Raw genomic sequence first — 14,241 nt, forward strand, 5'->3', positions numbered from 1 at the left:
CCTTCCTCAGCGTTCGACCAGCGCAATGCGCTTGTTGTACCAATTCATCAGCAGCGAGATGCTGATGCTGATGGCGAGATAGACAGACATGGTGATGGCGATGGTCTCGATGGCCTGACCGGTCTGGTTGAGCACGGTGCCTGCGAACAGGCCAACCAGATCGGGATAGCCGATGGCCGCAGCCAGTGACGAGTTTTTCACCAGATTCAGGTACTGGCTGGTCAGTGGCGGGATGATGACGCGCAGCGCCTGCGGAATGATGACCAGGCGCATGGTGGTGCCCGGACGCAGGCCCAGCGAGCGGGCTGCCTCCGTCTGGCCGTGACTGACCGACTGGATGCCCGAGCGCACGGTCTCGGCAATGAAAGCGGCGGTATAGATGGACAGGGCCAGCGTGATCGAGAACAGTTCGGGAATCAATACCCAGCCGCCGACGAAGTTGAAGCCGCGCAGCTGCGGCAGGTTCCAGTGAAATGGTGCCGAGAACAGCAGTGTGCTCAGCAGTGGCAGTCCCACGATGGCAGCCAGCGCACACCACAGCACTGGAAAGTTCTGCCCCGTGGCCTCCTTGCGCTGGCGCGCCCAGCGCCGCAGAAAAAAGATGCCCACGGCAGCAATCAGCAGGGCAACCACGAAGGGAATGAAACCGTCGGCCTTGACCGGCTCGGGCAAATACAGGCCACGCACGTTAAGGAACAGCACGTCGCTGACCGCATAGCTGTCGCGTGGGTTGGGCATGGCCCGCAGCACGGCGAAGTACCAGAAGAAGATCTGCAGCAACGGCGGGATGTTGCGAAATATTTCGATGTAGACCGCCGCCAGCGTGCGTACCAGCCAGTTGGTGGAAAGCCGGGCTACCCCGATGATGAAGCCCAGGATGGTAGCGGCCACGATGCCTAGCGCCGACACCAGCAAAGTGTTGAGCAGGCCAATCCAGAAGACGCGGCCATACGTATCCGTTGGCGCGTAATCGATCAGCGATTGCAGGATGCCGAAGCCGGCTGTGTTGCTGAGGAAACCGAAGCCGGACGTGATGCCGCGGCTGGCGAGGTTGGACTGGGTGTTGTGGTAGATGGTCCAGCCGAAGAAAAGGACGGCCACTACGGCTACAGTCTGGAACAGCCACGCTCTGGCTTTGGGATCGGTCCAGAGAGAGCGCCCGCTGGACTGGTGGGAGGAGGAAATGGACATGGGCGGAAGTGCAGGTCGGGTGGAACGAACGGCCACCGTCACGTGCGCCGGTGGCTTACGGACACGACGAAGCCGGCAAGACCATGCCCGAGCAACTGCGGCGCATCCGGTTGACCGGACAACACCGCAGCCGCGCATGGTGCATGGAGGACCCGGGCAGCGCGCCAGGGGCGGTTTAGCGCCGCCTCGGTGCTGCCCCGCGCAGAACCGTCCGGTCAGCGCACGGGCGGGGCGTACTGGATGCCGCCAGCATTCCAGAGTGCATTCAGACCGCGGGCGATCTTCAGTTCACTGCCCTGGCCGACATTGCGCTCGAACATCTCGCCGTAATTGCCCACCTGCTTGATGATGTTGACGGCCCAGTTCGGCTCCAGGTTCAGGTCCTTGCTGAATTCCCCTTCCACGCCGAGCAGCCGGCGCACGTCCGGGCTGGTGGAGCTCTTGGCCATTTCTTCCACGTTCTCCGAGGTAATGCCCAATTCCTCGGCATTGAGCTGTGCAAACAGGGCCCAGCGCACGATGTTGAACCATTCGATATCACCCTGGCGTACCGCCGGGCCGAGTGGTTCCTTGGAAATCACTTCCGGCAGCACGATGTAATCGTCCGGATTCCCCAATTTGGTGCGTTGTGCGTACAGCTGCGACATGTCGGAGGTCAGGGCGTCGCAGCGGCCTGCTTCCAGCCCCTTGGCGGTCTCGTCCGACTTGTCGTAGGTGATGGGCGTATAGCTCATGCCGTTGCTGCGGAAATAGTCCGTCAGGTTGAGCTCGGTCGTGGTGCCTGCCTGAATGCAGAAGGAGGCGCCATCGAGTTCCTTGGCGCTGGCGACGCCGAGGCTCTTGTTGACCAGAAAGCCCTGGCCGTCGTAGTAAGACACGCCGGTGAACGTCAGGCCCATGCCGGTATCGCGGGAGCTCGTCCACGTCGTGTTGCGCGAGAGCATGTCGACTTCGCCAGACTGCAGTGCCGTGAAGCGCTCCTTGGCCGTCAGGGGGCTGAAGCGGACTTTGGTGGCATCGCCCAGTACCGCTGCGGCCACAGCGCGGCAGACATCGACGTCCAGTCCGCGGTAGGTGCCTTCGTCGTCCGTATAGGAGAACCCAGGTAGTCCATCGCTGACACCGCATTGCACGTACCCCTTGGACTTCACGCCATCGAGCACCGGGCCGGCAATGGCCTGGCTTGCAATGCCCGAACCCATGACCAAGGCTGCGGCGGCTACGGTTGTCTTGATTGCTTTCATTGAGAATCTCTCCTGTTGCATAAGAAATGGAGCCCTTGCGAATCCAGCCATGCTGTGGCCGGACAGTGGCAAGTGGCAGACTTCAAGCAAGCGTCATGCCATGTTCGGCATGGGCAGGTAACAGGTGACAATCCTTCACATTCGCTGTTCTGCGGCATTCACGGCAGCCGATGCTGGCGACAGCAGCGCATGGGATGGCCACGGCGCGGACGGATGGTGTTAGGCTTGTCACCATCGATCATGCATGTGGCCGCATGCATTGCATCTCCGTTGTTGCACTGAGTCGTCGATTGCTGCCATGCTTACCTACATTGCCAAACGCCTGCTGCTGATGGTGCCAACGCTGCTGGGCGTGCTGCTGCTCACGTTCGTGATCGTGCAGTTCGTGCCGGGGGGGCCGGTCGAGCAGTATCTGGCCGAGTCGCGCGCCGGATTGGGCGGCGAGGGCGCAGCCCTGACTTATCGCGGCAACGAGGGCGTTGATGAGGAGCGACTGCAAGCGATCAAGGCGCTGTATGGGTTCGACAAGCCGGCGCACGAGCGGTTCTTTCAGATGCTGGGGCAGTTTGCGCGCTTTGACCTGGGACGCAGCTTCATGCACAACAAGGATGTGTGGACGCTGATCAAGGAGAAGCTGCCGGTCTCGGCGAGCCTGGGGCTGTGGACCTTTTTCATCAGCTACCTGGTGGCCGTGCCACTGGGTGTGGCCAAGGCGGTGCGCGCCGGCAGCCGCTTTGATTTCGTCACGACCTTGTTGGTGCTGGTTGGCTACGCAGTGCCGGGATTCGTGCTTGGCGTCATCCTGCTGGTGATTTTCGGCGGCCAGTTGGAATGGTTCCCGCTGCGCGGACTGACGTCACCGGGCTGGGAGGAGATGTCGTGGGGCCAGCGCATCATCGACTACCTCTGGCACCTCACGCTGCCTGTGATCTCCATGGTGGCAGGCAGCTTCGCGGTGACGGCGCTTCTGACCAAGAACGCCGTTCTTGAGGAAATCCGCAAGCAGTACGTCCTGACCGCCTATGCAAAGGGGCTGGGGCAGGGCCAGGTCCTGTGGGGGCACGTGTTTCGCAACGCGCTGATTCCCATCGTGACGGGGTTTCCTGCTGCGTTCATCGGCGCGTTCTTTGCTGGCTCGCTGCTCATCGAGACGCTGTTCACGCTCGATGGCCTGGGTCTGCTGGGCTATGAAAGCATCATTCGCCGCGATTACCCCGTGGTGCTAGGCACGCTCTACCTGTTCACCCTGATCGGCCTGCTGACCAAGTTGGTCAGCGACCTGTGCTATGTCTGGGTGGACCCACGGGTCAGATTCGACTGAAGGCTGCGCCTGGCAAGGGCATTGAAAGCCGACTAATCTTTGCCGTGCATGGCACGGTGTCAAAGGTTCCGGTTGCTAGTCTGCACTGACCGATGCGGTGCAACCGTCGACGCTGTGGGGCTGGAGTATCGCAGCGCTTGCACGGCGCCATCGTGATGAAGTTTCCAAAGAATAGAAGGCATATTTCCATGACGCATCCACTGGACGAGTTCCCGATTACCCGCAAATGCTCGCCCCGTCATCCCGACCGCATCCAGTTGTATTCGCTGGCTACGCCCAATGGCGTGAAGGTTTCGATTGCGTTGGAAGAGCTGGGCCTGCCCTACGAAGCGCACAAGATCGACATCATGGCAGGAGACCAGTTCACACCCGAATTCCTCTCACTCAACCCCAACAACAAGATTCCGGCGATCATCGATCCGGACGGTCCCGGCGGACAGCCGCTGGGACTGTTCGAGACCGGCGCCATCCTGGTGTATCTGGCGGACAAGACGGGCCGTCTTTTGCCAAGTGATGCGGCGGACCGCTACCGGGCCCTGCAATGGCTGATGTGGCAGATGGGGGGCGTAGGGCCCATGTTCGGTCAGCTGGGCTTCTTCCACAAGTTTGCTGGCCGGGAGATTGCCGATCCCCGCCCGCGCGAACGCTACGCCAAGGAGTCGCGCCGCCTCCTCGGCGTGCTGGACCGGCAACTTGCCGGGCACGACTGGCTGCTGGGCCAGGGCGAGGAGGCGTACTCGATTGCCGATATCGCTGTGCTGCCGTGGGTGCGCAATCTAGTAGGCTTTTACGGCGCGGCCGAACTGGTTGGCTATAACGATTTTCGGGAAGTGCAGCGGGTGCTGGCTGCCTTCGAGGCGCGCCCTGCGGTGCAGAAGGGGTTGGCCGTGCCGGCCTGAGCGTGTAACGCCGCCTAGCGCGGCGCAGCCCAGGGCGGCGCGATGCCTACCGCCCTTGGGCGGAGGTTCAGCGCCTGCGGCCCTTGCGGCGCGGCGTCGGCGTTGACGGGCTGGTCTGGGCAGGCTTGCCGCCAGCGCTGCCCTTGTGCTCGACACTGGCTGCGGAGGGCGTTGCTTCGCTGTGCGTGCGCGCCGAGGGAGTGCCCCCACGGCGCTGGCTGCTCTTGCTGTTGCGGCCGTTTTTGCCATTGTGGCGCCCGTTGCCAGATGCTGCCGAGGCCTCGCCGGTGTCGCGCTCCAACTCGTCGCGCGCAGGCACAAAATCGATGTTGCGTGCATCAAGATCCACGCGGCTGACCTGGATCTGCAGCCGCGAGCCGACGGCGTACCGCGTGCCGGTGCGCTCGCCGCGCAGTTCCTGGCGGGCCTCGTCGTAGCGGAAGTATTCGCCCCCCAGCTCGGTGATATGTACCAGCCCTTCGACGTACATCGCGTCCAGCGTGACGAACAGCCCGAAAGAGGTGACAGCCGTGACGGTGCCGGCAAACACCTCGCCGAGGTGCTCGCGCATGTACATGCATTTGAGCCAGGACTCGACGTCGCGGCTGGCCTCGTCCGCGCGGCGCTCGTTGGCGCTGCAGTGCAGGCCGGCAGCCTCCCAAGCCTGCAGTTCGGCCTGGTCGGACGGTTTGCTGCCGCGGCGAGAGCGCCGCTTGTCGGTGGCGGATGGCGCATCGTCACTGCCCATGCGCTCGGGCGCAGCCACCTTGGCGGCGAGTTTCTTGCGGAACTGCTCGGTGGCAGGGCCGGCGTCGGGGACGGCCGGCAGGCGGTAATGCCCATCGCTGAGTACCGCCTTGATGACGCGGTGTACCAGCAGATCGGGATAGCGACGGATGGGACTGGTGAAGTGGGTGTAGGCCTCGAAGGCCAGCCCGAAGTGGCCGCTGTTGTGCGGGGTGTAGATGGCCTGCTGCATTGAGCGCAGCAGCATCGAGTGGATTTGCTGGGCGTCTGGGCGGTCCTTGGTGGCTTCGGCAATCGCCTGGAAGTCCTGTGGCTTGGGGTCATCGCCGATCGTTAGGTTCAGACCCAGCGCCTTGAGGTAGGCGCGCAGTGTGTTCTGCCGCTCGGGGGTGGGGCCTTCGTGGACGCGGTACAGCGCCGGATGGCCGCTGGCCTGCAGGAATTCGGCGCTGCAGACGTTGGCCGCCAGCATGCATTCCTCGATCAGCTTGTGCGCTTCGGTGCGTGCGCGCGGCACAATCTGCGCGATGCGTCCGTTGTCGTCGCAAAGGATCTGCGTCTCGGTGGTCTCGAAGTCCACCGCACCGCGTGCCTTGCGCGCGGTCAGCAACGCCTGATAGACCCCGTGCAGGTGCAGGAATTCGGGCAGCAGGGCGCTGTATTGCAACGCCAGCGGGCCGCGGGTGTTGGCGAGGATGTCGGCCACCTGCTGATAGGTCATGCGCGCATGGCTGTGCATGACGGCCGGATAGAACTGGTAGGCGTGCACCTGACCCTTGGCTGTGATCAGCATGTCGCACACCATACACAGTCGATCCACGCCGGGATTGAGCGAGCACAGGCCGTTGGAGAGCTTTTCCGGCAGCATCGGAATAACGCGGCGCGGAAAGTAGATGCTGGTGGCGCGCTCGAAGGCGTCGCCATCGATGGCATCGCCCGATTTGACGTAATGGCTGACGTCGGCAATGGCCACCAGCAGACGCCAGCCCTTGCCCCGGCCTACGCGCGCAGGCTCGCAGTAGACGGCATCGTCGAAGTCGCGTGCGTCCTCGCCATCGATGGTCAGCAGCGGCACGTCGCGCAGGTCGACACGGCCCCTGCGGTCGGCGGGCCGCACCGTGCTGGGCAGTTTGGCGGCCGCCTTTTCGCAGGCAGGCGAGAAGGCGTGCGGCACTTCGTACTTGCGCACGGCAATTTCGATTTCCATGCCGGCATCGTCCGTCTCGCCGAGTACCTCGACAATGCGCCCGACCGGCTGGCCATGCAGCGTGGGCGGCTCGGTGAGTTCGACGACGACGATCTGGCCCGTCTTGGCATGCGCGGTGGCATTGGGCGGCACCAGCACATCCTGGCCATAGCGCTTGTCTTCCGGCGCGACCAGCCAGACGCCGTTTTCCTGCAGCAGCCGACCGATGATGGTCTTGGTCTGGCGCTCGAGAATTTCCAGCACCTGCGCTTCGGGGCGACCACGCCGGTCCAGCCGAACAATGCGTGCGCGCACGCGGTCACGGTGCACAAGATGGTGCATTTCACTCGGTGGCAGGTAGATGTCGTCGGAGCCGTCGTCCGGCGTGATGAAACCGTGTCCCTCGCGGCGGCCTTGCACCAGGCCGGTGATTTCTTGCATGAGGCTTGATTTATTCAATGGTTGTCCATTTTTTGCATTAGAATTCGCGCTTTCCTGAAGTGCCCAGGTGGCGGAATTGGTAGACGCACTAGCTTCAGGTGCTAGCGGGGGCAACTCCGTGGAGGTTCGAGTCCTCTCCTGGGCACCACAGTCGGAGTTTAACGAAGAAAGCCGCCCGCGTTGGCGGCTTTGTCGTTTTTTGCGAAGGCATCCCAGATGCGCCATACTGGCGCCGGGAGCGTGATTATTTTTTCAATGCAGGTGCGCGAATTCCTTTGCGGCAAAAAATATCCGCTACAATACGCGCTTTCCTGAAGTGCCCAGGTGGCGGAATTGGTAGACGCACTAGCTTCAGGTGCTAGCGGGGGCAACTCCGTGGAGGTTCGAGTCCTCTCCTGGGCACCAATTGACATATAACAGCAGGCCGCTTGTTTTCAAGCGGCCTTTTGTTTTTTACTGCATTTGTCCGCAGCGGGGCAGGTGTGAAAAAGCCGATCGCCGCAGATTGCGGGGATCGGCTCCGGCGGGGCGCTGCAATGCAGCTGGCGTCATCCGTCAGGCAGCCGCGGCCAGTGCCTCGTCGCTGAAGGAAACCAGTGCATCCTCGCCGTTTTCACGGATCTGCGTGGGCAGCCCGATGTCGTTCATCAGGTTGATGAACGGCTGATAGGGCAGCTCCTCGACGTTGACCATCTTGCGCACGTCCCAGACGCCCTGGGCGATCAGGATCGCCGCTGCGGCAGCGGGAATGCCTGCAGTGTACGAGATGCCCTGGCTGCCCACTTCGGCATAGGCCTCGACATGGTCGGCGACGTTGTAGACGAACACCTCGCGTGGCTTGCCATCCTTGGTGCCCTTGACAATGTTGCCGATGCAGGTCTTGCCGACGTAGCTGGGGGCCAGCGAGGCAGGGTCGGGCAGCACGGCCTTGACCAACTGCAGTGGCACCACCTCCTGGCCGTTATCCAGCCGGACTGGTTTTTCCGACAGCAGGCCGAGGTTGCGCAACACCGTAAAGACGTTGATGTAGTGCTCGCCAAAGCCCATCCAGAAACGGATGTTGGGCACATCCAGATGCTGTGACAGCGAGTGCAGCTCGTCATGCCCTGTCAGGTAGGCCGTTTGCTGGCCAACCACTGGCAGGTCGTCGGTGCGCTTGACCTCGAACATCTTGTTGGACTTCCATTGCCCATCCTGCCAGGACCACACCTGTCCGGTGAACTCGCGGAAGTTGATCTCCGGATTGAAATTGGTGGCAAAGTACTTGCCGTGGCTGCCCGCATTGATGTCGATGATATCGATGGAGTCAACCTGGTCGAAATACTCCCGCACCGCCAGCGCCGCGTAGGCATTGACGACGCCGGGGTCGAACCCGCAGCCCAGGATTGCCGTGACGCCTTTTTCTGCACAGAGGGCTTTGCGCTTCCACTCGTAGTTGGCGTACCAGGGCGGGGTCTCGCAGATCTTGGTGGGATCTTCGTGAATGGCCGTGTCGATGTAGGCTGCGCCGGTCTCGATGCAGGCCTGCAGCACCGACATGTTCACGAACGCATGGCCGACGTTGATGACGATCTGCGCGCCCGTGGCTTCGATCAGCTCGCGCGTGGCGTGCGTGTCCATCGCATCAAGCCGATGGGCCTTGAGCACGCCCTTGCGGTTTTGCAGTGCGCCCTTTTCGTGGATGCTGTCGATGATGGCCAGGCACTTGTTGATGTTGCGTGAGGCGATATGGATGTCGCCGAGCAGGCGATTGTGCTGGGCACACTTATGTGCCACTACCTGCCCAACTCCACCAGCGCCGATAATCAAGACATTTTTCTTCATTTCGCACAAAGCCCCCTGTAAGAAAAGCACCGCGATACTGCGGCAAACATCGCGCAAGCGAGAGATAACGCTAGCGCCTACGAAAGACTGTTGACGTAGTCATCAAACCCGAATTGCCGTACGACTTCCAGATGGCCGTCAAGGCGTCGCACCACGATGGCGGGCATGGCCACGCCGTTGAACCAGTTTTTCTTCACCATCGTGTAGCCTGCGGCATCCTGGATGCTGATGCGGTCGCCAACCTGCAGCGGCTCGGCGAAGCGGAACTCGCCGAAGATATCGCCGGCCAGGCAGGTCTTGCCGCAGACCAGGTAGCTGTGCGGCCCCGCATCGGGCACGATGCGCGCGGGCAGGTCATAGACCAGCAGATCCAGCATGTGCGCCTCGGTGGAGCTGTCGACGATGGCCAACGGCTTGCCATTGAAGCCAACGTCCAGCACGGAGACTTCCAGCGTTGCCGCGCCAGCGACGGCGGCCTCACCCGGCTCCAGATAGACCTGTACGTTGTACTGCTGCGCAAACGCCTTCAGCCGTGCAGCCAGAGCCTCCAGTGGGTAGCCGGGCTCGGCGAAGTGGATGCCGCCGCCCAGGCTGACCCACTGCACCCGGGCCAGCAGGTGGCCAAAGCGCTGCTCGATCTGGCCCAGCATGGCATCGAAGCTCTCGAAACTGCGGTTCTCGCAGTTGTTGTGAAACATCAGTCCACTGAGCTGCTCGATCACTTCCTCGATTCTGGCAGGGTCGGCTTCGCCCAGGCGGCTGTGAGGCCGGGCGGGGTCAGCAAGCAAATAGGGCGAGTTGCTGGTGCCCGGATTGACGCGCAGGCCCATGGGCTTGCCGGCAGCGCGTGTCTTGTCCGCAAAGCGCGTGAGCTGCCCCAGCGAGTTGAAGATGATCTTGTCGCTGTGCTGCAGCACCTCGTCGATTTCATGGTCGGCGAAGGCGACGCTGTAGGCGTGTGTCTCCCCACCGAACTTCTGATGCCCCAGCTTGACTTCGTATAGCGACGAGGAGGTGGTGCCGTCGAGGTATTGGCGCATCAACGGGAACACTGACCATGTAGCAAAGCACTTGAGCGCCAGCAGCGCCTTGGCGCCCGAGAGCGCACGCACGCGCTCGATGCGCTGCATGTTCGCGAGTAGCGCCTGCTCGTCAATGCAGTAGTAGGGTGTGGCAAGTTCGGCGGAGGCAGGGGGCAATTCGGTGGCTCCTGTACAAAAAACCAAGTTCCGGCGCGTTGGCGTGCCGCTGGCTTCGACTGACGTCACATGTGGGTGCATGCGGCCATGCAGCTGCGCGGCAGCACTTCTAACGTGCCGGTTGGGGAAATCGGTCGGGGCTGGCATCCAATGGATGCCTGGAAGCCTGATCGGCAGCAGGGCCGCCGATCAGCGTAACCGGGCAATGGCGCGGTCAAACGAATGCTGTGGACGCGCCAAGTGGTTTACCAGACGATCAGCGCGCGGTGAATGCGATAGGCGCGGGCATTGCGCAGTGCCGGAGTCTGGCATGCGCAACCATAGACGGGGGTCAAGGCAAAAGTCATGGCGATTCATCAACCTCGTAATGGGGGAAGGGGTTGCGACCAACCAAGGAACTGCCAGACCACAGCCTGGGCAGAACGATTTTGGATTGAGGGGGCGATTATAGCCTGCGCCTACAGTGCCTGCGTGACAGCCTGATGACGGTGATGGACACGTGCCATGGGCTGCGGGCGCCGCAGCGAGACTGCGCGCAGGTGTGACTCATGCCGTGTCGGCGCCTGCCTGCTGGGCAATGAGATTCTTGACGGCCTGCACGTCAGCGGGCATCACCGTCACGCGCTTGGGCAGGCTCTCGATGCCGTCAAACCGAGCAGGGCGTGCGGGCTCGTGGCCCAGCGCCTCGACCAGCGTGGCGCTGAACTTCACAGGCAGCGCCGTCTCGAGCACGATCATTGGCACTGCGGCGGCATCGCCACTGCGGTGCGCGCGTGCGACCTTGACGCCATCGGCGGTGTGTGGATCGATCTCTTGCCCATGCTGCTGCCAGACATCGCGGATGGTGGCAAGCCGGTCGGCATGGGTGCTGGCGCCGCTGGTAAATCCGAAGCGGCTTCTACATTGCTGAAAGCGCGCATCGCCGCTCAGGTCGAAATAGCCCTGAGTCGGCAGCGTTTGCGCAAACAGCGTGCGCAGTGCATTCGCATCGCGATCCAGCAGGTCAAAGACGAAGCGCTCGAAGTTGCTGGCCTTGGAAATGTCCATCGACGGGCTGGAGGTCTCCAGCGTATCGGCGGCGCTGCGCGGGCGGTAGATGCCCGTGCGGAAGAACTCGTCGAGCACATCGTTTTCGTTGGTGGCCACGACCAGCTCCGCAATCGGCAGGCCCATCTGGCGCGCGACATGGCCGGCGCAGACATTGCCGAAGTTGCCGCTTGGCACCGTGAACGACACGCGCTGCGCGTCGCTGTCCGTGACCTGGAAGTAGCCGGCAAAGTAGTACACCACCTGCGCCAGCAGTCGCGCCCAGTTGATGGAGTTGACCGTGCCGATGTGAAACTGCTGCTTGAACGCCAGGTCGTTGCTCACGGCCTTGACGATGTCCTGGCAGTCGTCGAAGACTCCTTCGATGGCGATGTTGTGGATGTTGGGGTCCTGCAGGCTGAACATCTGGGCCTGCTGGAACGGGCTCATGCGCCCGTGCGGGCTGAGCATGAATACGCGCACGCCGCGCTTGCCGCGCATGGCGTATTCGGCGGCACTGCCGGTGTCGCCCGATGTGGCGCCCAGGATGTTGAGCACGCTGCCGCGGCGCGCCAGTTCGTACTCGAACAGGTTGCCCAGCAGCTGCATGGCCATGTCCTTGAAGGCCAGCGTCGGGCCGTTGGACAGGCCCTGCAGCCACAGGCCCGGTTCAAGCTGGCGCACCGGCGTAATGGCTTGCGTGCCGAATACGGCCTTGGTGTAGGTCTTCTCGCAGATCGCGCGCAGGTCTGTCGCGGGAATGTCATCGATGTAGAGCGAGAGCAGGGCGTGCGCCAGCGCGGCGTAGCCCTGCTCGCGGTAGATGCGCCGCAGTTGGGGCAGTTGGGTCTTTATCTGCGGATAGTGTTCCGGCAGGTACAGCCCGCCGTCGGGCGCCAGCCCTTCGAGCAGGATGTCGCTGAAGCGTTTGGGGTCGGCATGGCCGCGGGTCGAGAGATAGCGCATGGCAGGTAGGAGCGGGATAAAGTGCCGGCGAGGCCGATACCTTCACCGGTGCAGTCAATGAAAAGGGCTGTCTCCAACACGAATAATGGTGGCGCAACCTGACGGCTTAGCTGGTGAGGAAGATGATCAACATCATGATCCCCAGCGTTGCTGTGCACGCAATGCAGTAGGAGATAAACCGTTGACGGTAAAGCGGCTGGTGGCTTTGCGGGTCAATAAAAAAATGGGTGTAGACGGTATCACTGATGCGCAGTTCGGGGCGAAAAGTCCTGATGCCCCGGATGAAATGGCCGATCAGGGTCAGGCGATTCATGGTAAACCTGAAGTCGAGGGCACAGTTGACCGTGTGTGGCTGCGCAAGCGCACGGCCTGGCTGCGCCATATGGACCTTCAGTCGCGACGGCCTGCGGTAAACGGTCTGTATGTAGACGTCATAGGCACTGGCTGGCGCGGGCCGCAAATCGCTGTAGCGGATGGTCTCGACGTGTCCGTCGGCAAGGCGGCGATGCAACCCCAGTGCGTCGACCGCCACACTGACGCAGCGACGCTTGAACGCTTTGCGGGCCATTTTCACGACGGCATAGCTGATGCCAAAACACAGTGCCGAGAGCGTGACCATCAGCAGCACCATTCCTGCCGACAGGTCAGGCCTTTCCAGCGTCACCATCAGGATGCTGATGCCAGCGCCGACCGTACACAGCATTATCAGGCACCAGAAGCCCGTTTGCAGGACAAGCTGCAGCGGTCGCAGGCCCGAGGTCGCCTCCATGCAGGGAAAGGCGCTGATCTCTTCTTGCCCGGAGTGGCGTTGCGGCACTGGGTTGGCGGTCATGCGGCCAGGCCTCTTCAGTCCAGCTCTTCCTTGCGGATGCGCACGATGCTGCCCAGCACGCTGGGCAGCTGCTGAATCTTCTCCAGTGCGGCGTTGAAGGTACCTTCGCGGGTTTCGTGCGTAAGGATGATCAGGTCGGTCTGGGGCTGGCTGGCCTGGCCTTCGCTGAAATCGGTGACTTCGTCGGCCTCGCGCTGCAGCAGTGCATCGACGCTGATGCCTGCATCGGCCAGCAGGCTGGTGATGGTGGCCAGCACGCCCGCCTGATCAGCGACCCGCGCGCGCAGGTAGTAGCTGGTGACGACGTCCTCCATCGGCAGCACAGGTGGCGGCGCCTCTGCGGGTTGACAATCGTGATGGTAGGCGAGCGCCGGCACCTGATGGCTGGCATCGGCGCCTTGCAGGCGGGCGATGTCGACCAGATCGGCAATCACTGCGCTGGCCGTGGGTTCGGCGCCAGCCCCCTGGCCGTAGTAGAGCGTGGTGCCGACGGCATCACCTTTGACGACGACCGCGTTCATGGCGCCTTCAACACTGGCGATCAGGCGTTTGGCCGGAATCAGCGTGGGGTGCACGCGCAGTTCGACGCCGCGTTCGGTGCGCTTGGCAACGCCCAGCAGCTTGATGCGGTAGCCAAGCTGCTCGGCATAGCGGATGTCCGGGCGATGCAGCGCGGTGATGCCCTCGACGTAGGCCTTGTCAAACTGCACCGGTATGCCAAAGGCAATGGCGCTGAGCAGGGTGATCTTGTGCGCGGCGTCAATGCCCTCGATATCGAAGGTCGGGTCGGCCTCGGCATAGCCCAGCTGCTGCGCCTGCTTGAGCACGGCCTGGAAGTCCAGCCCCTTGTCGCGCATTTCCGAGAGGATGAAGTTGGTGGTGCCGTTGATGATGCCGGCCACCCACTGCACGCGGTTGGCCACCAGCCCTTCACGCAATGCCTTGACAATCGGGATGCCTCCGGCGACGGCGGCCTCGTAGGCGACGATGACGCCCTTGCGCGCGGCGGCCGCGAAGATCTCGGTGCCGTGCACGGCCAGCAGCGCCTTGTTGGCCGTGACCACATGCTTGCCGCTCTCAATGGCCGCCAGCACCAGCTCCCGCGCAATCCCGTAGCCGCCGATGAGTTCGATGACCACGTCGATGTCCGGGCGTGCCACCACGCTGCGGGCGTCCGAAACGACCTCAACGTCGTCGCCGACGATCTGGCGGGCTCGCTCGGCGTTCAGGTCCGCGACGACGGCAATGTCGATGCCGCGTCCGGCCCGGCGGCTGATTTCCTGCTGATTACGCTTGAGTACCTGAAATGTGCCGGCACCGACGGTGCCGATGCCGAGAAGGCCAATTCGGATGTTGGTCATGGTC

Annotated in this window: 10 protein-coding genes and 2 tRNA genes; 4 read left to right on the top strand and 8 right to left on the bottom strand. The window is 62.7% G+C overall.

All coding sequences use genetic code 11. The features are described from left to right. Positions 1-6: 6 nt before the first annotated feature. Together AAV94_RS05775 and AAV94_RS05780 are read right to left on the bottom strand one after the other, a co-directional pair. Positions 7-1,191, bottom strand: coding sequence for an amino acid ABC transporter permease (locus AAV94_RS05775; protein ID WP_046741375.1), 1,185 nt, complete (start codon positions 1,189-1,191; stop codon positions 7-9). 215 nt (positions 1,192-1,406) lie between these two features. After that, on the bottom strand, positions 1,407-2,435 hold the full coding sequence (locus AAV94_RS05780) for an amino acid ABC transporter substrate-binding protein (protein ID WP_046741376.1): 1,029 nt from the start codon (positions 2,433-2,435) through the stop codon (positions 1,407-1,409). Positions 2,436-2,733: 298 nt separating this feature from the next. On the opposite strand from AAV94_RS05780, the gene AAV94_RS05785 reads away from it, so the two are divergent. After that, positions 2,734-3,756, top strand: coding sequence for a microcin C ABC transporter permease YejB (locus AAV94_RS05785; RefSeq protein ID WP_046741377.1), 1,023 nt, complete (start codon positions 2,734-2,736; stop codon positions 3,754-3,756). Positions 3,757-3,944: 188 nt separating this feature from the next. Continuing rightward, complete coding sequence (locus AAV94_RS05790; protein WP_197408017.1) at positions 3,945-4,655, top strand: glutathione S-transferase N-terminal domain-containing protein; 711 nt, start codon at positions 3,945-3,947, stop codon at positions 4,653-4,655. Positions 4,656-4,722: 67 nt separating this feature from the next. On the opposite strand, the gene rnr is transcribed toward AAV94_RS05790, so the two are convergent. After that, positions 4,723-7,047, bottom strand: coding sequence for a ribonuclease R (gene rnr / locus AAV94_RS05795; protein WP_231731254.1), 2,325 nt, complete (start codon positions 7,045-7,047; stop codon positions 4,723-4,725). A 43-nt stretch (positions 7,048-7,090) separates the two neighbouring features. On the opposite strand from rnr, the gene AAV94_RS05800 reads away from it, so the two are divergent. Together AAV94_RS05800 and AAV94_RS05805 are read left to right on the top strand one after the other, a co-directional pair. Continuing rightward, positions 7,091-7,177, top strand: a tRNA-Leu gene (locus AAV94_RS05800). A gap of 170 nt (positions 7,178-7,347) precedes the next feature. Beyond that, positions 7,348-7,434 (top strand) — tRNA-Leu (locus tag AAV94_RS05805). A 150-nt stretch (positions 7,435-7,584) separates the two neighbouring features. Here the strand turns inward: AAV94_RS05805 and AAV94_RS05810 are convergent. From AAV94_RS05810 to AAV94_RS05830, 5 genes are all read right to left on the bottom strand, one after another. Then, positions 7,585-8,853, bottom strand: a complete 1,269-nt coding sequence (locus tag AAV94_RS05810) for a saccharopine dehydrogenase family protein (RefSeq protein WP_046741379.1) — start codon at positions 8,851-8,853, stop codon at positions 7,585-7,587. 77 nt (positions 8,854-8,930) lie between these two features. Next, positions 8,931-9,983 (bottom strand): carboxynorspermidine decarboxylase, encoded by a 1,053-nt coding sequence (locus AAV94_RS05815; protein ID WP_046741438.1) that lies wholly within the window; start codon positions 9,981-9,983, stop codon positions 8,931-8,933. A 615-nt stretch (positions 9,984-10,598) separates the two neighbouring features. Continuing rightward, positions 10,599-12,044: a threonine synthase gene (gene thrC, locus AAV94_RS05820; protein ID WP_046741380.1), complete on the bottom strand. Its 1,446-nt coding sequence runs from the start codon at positions 12,042-12,044 to the stop codon at positions 10,599-10,601. Between the two features lie 106 nt (positions 12,045-12,150). Continuing rightward, positions 12,151-12,876: a hypothetical protein gene (locus AAV94_RS05825; RefSeq protein WP_046741381.1), complete on the bottom strand. Its 726-nt coding sequence runs from the start codon at positions 12,874-12,876 to the stop codon at positions 12,151-12,153. A 14-nt stretch (positions 12,877-12,890) separates the two neighbouring features. Continuing rightward, positions 12,891-14,237 (bottom strand): homoserine dehydrogenase, encoded by a 1,347-nt coding sequence (locus AAV94_RS05830; RefSeq protein WP_046741382.1) that lies wholly within the window; start codon positions 14,235-14,237, stop codon positions 12,891-12,893. Positions 14,238-14,241: the final 4 nt, after the last annotated feature.

This window comes from Lampropedia cohaerens (genome assembly GCF_001005215.1).
Classification (GTDB): domain Bacteria; phylum Pseudomonadota; class Gammaproteobacteria; order Burkholderiales; family Burkholderiaceae_C; genus Lampropedia; species Lampropedia cohaerens.

Coding starts and splice junctions, on each gene's coding strand:
- AAV94_RS05830 (WP_046741382.1), bottom strand. CDS start 14,237: ATGACCAACATCCGAATTGGCCTTCTCGGCATCGGCACCGTCGGTGCC.
- thrC (WP_046741380.1), bottom strand. CDS start 12,044: ATGCGCTATCTCTCGACCCGCGGCCATGCCGACCCCAAACGCTTCAGC.
- AAV94_RS05780 (WP_046741376.1), bottom strand. CDS start 2,435: ATGAAAGCAATCAAGACAACCGTAGCCGCCGCAGCCTTGGTCATGGGT.
- AAV94_RS05785 (WP_046741377.1), top strand. CDS start 2,734: ATGCTTACCTACATTGCCAAACGCCTGCTGCTGATGGTGCCAACGCTG.
- AAV94_RS05775 (WP_046741375.1), bottom strand. CDS start 1,191: ATGTCCATTTCCTCCTCCCACCAGTCCAGCGGGCGCTCTCTCTGGACC.
- AAV94_RS05810 (WP_046741379.1), bottom strand. CDS start 8,853: ATGAAGAAAAATGTCTTGATTATCGGCGCTGGTGGAGTTGGGCAGGTA.
- AAV94_RS05825 (WP_046741381.1), bottom strand. CDS start 12,876: ATGACCGCCAACCCAGTGCCGCAACGCCACTCCGGGCAAGAAGAGATC.
- AAV94_RS05815 (WP_046741438.1), bottom strand. CDS start 9,983: ATGCAGCGCATCGAGCGCGTGCGTGCGCTCTCGGGCGCCAAGGCGCTG.
- AAV94_RS05790 (WP_197408017.1), top strand. CDS start 3,945: ATGACGCATCCACTGGACGAGTTCCCGATTACCCGCAAATGCTCGCCC.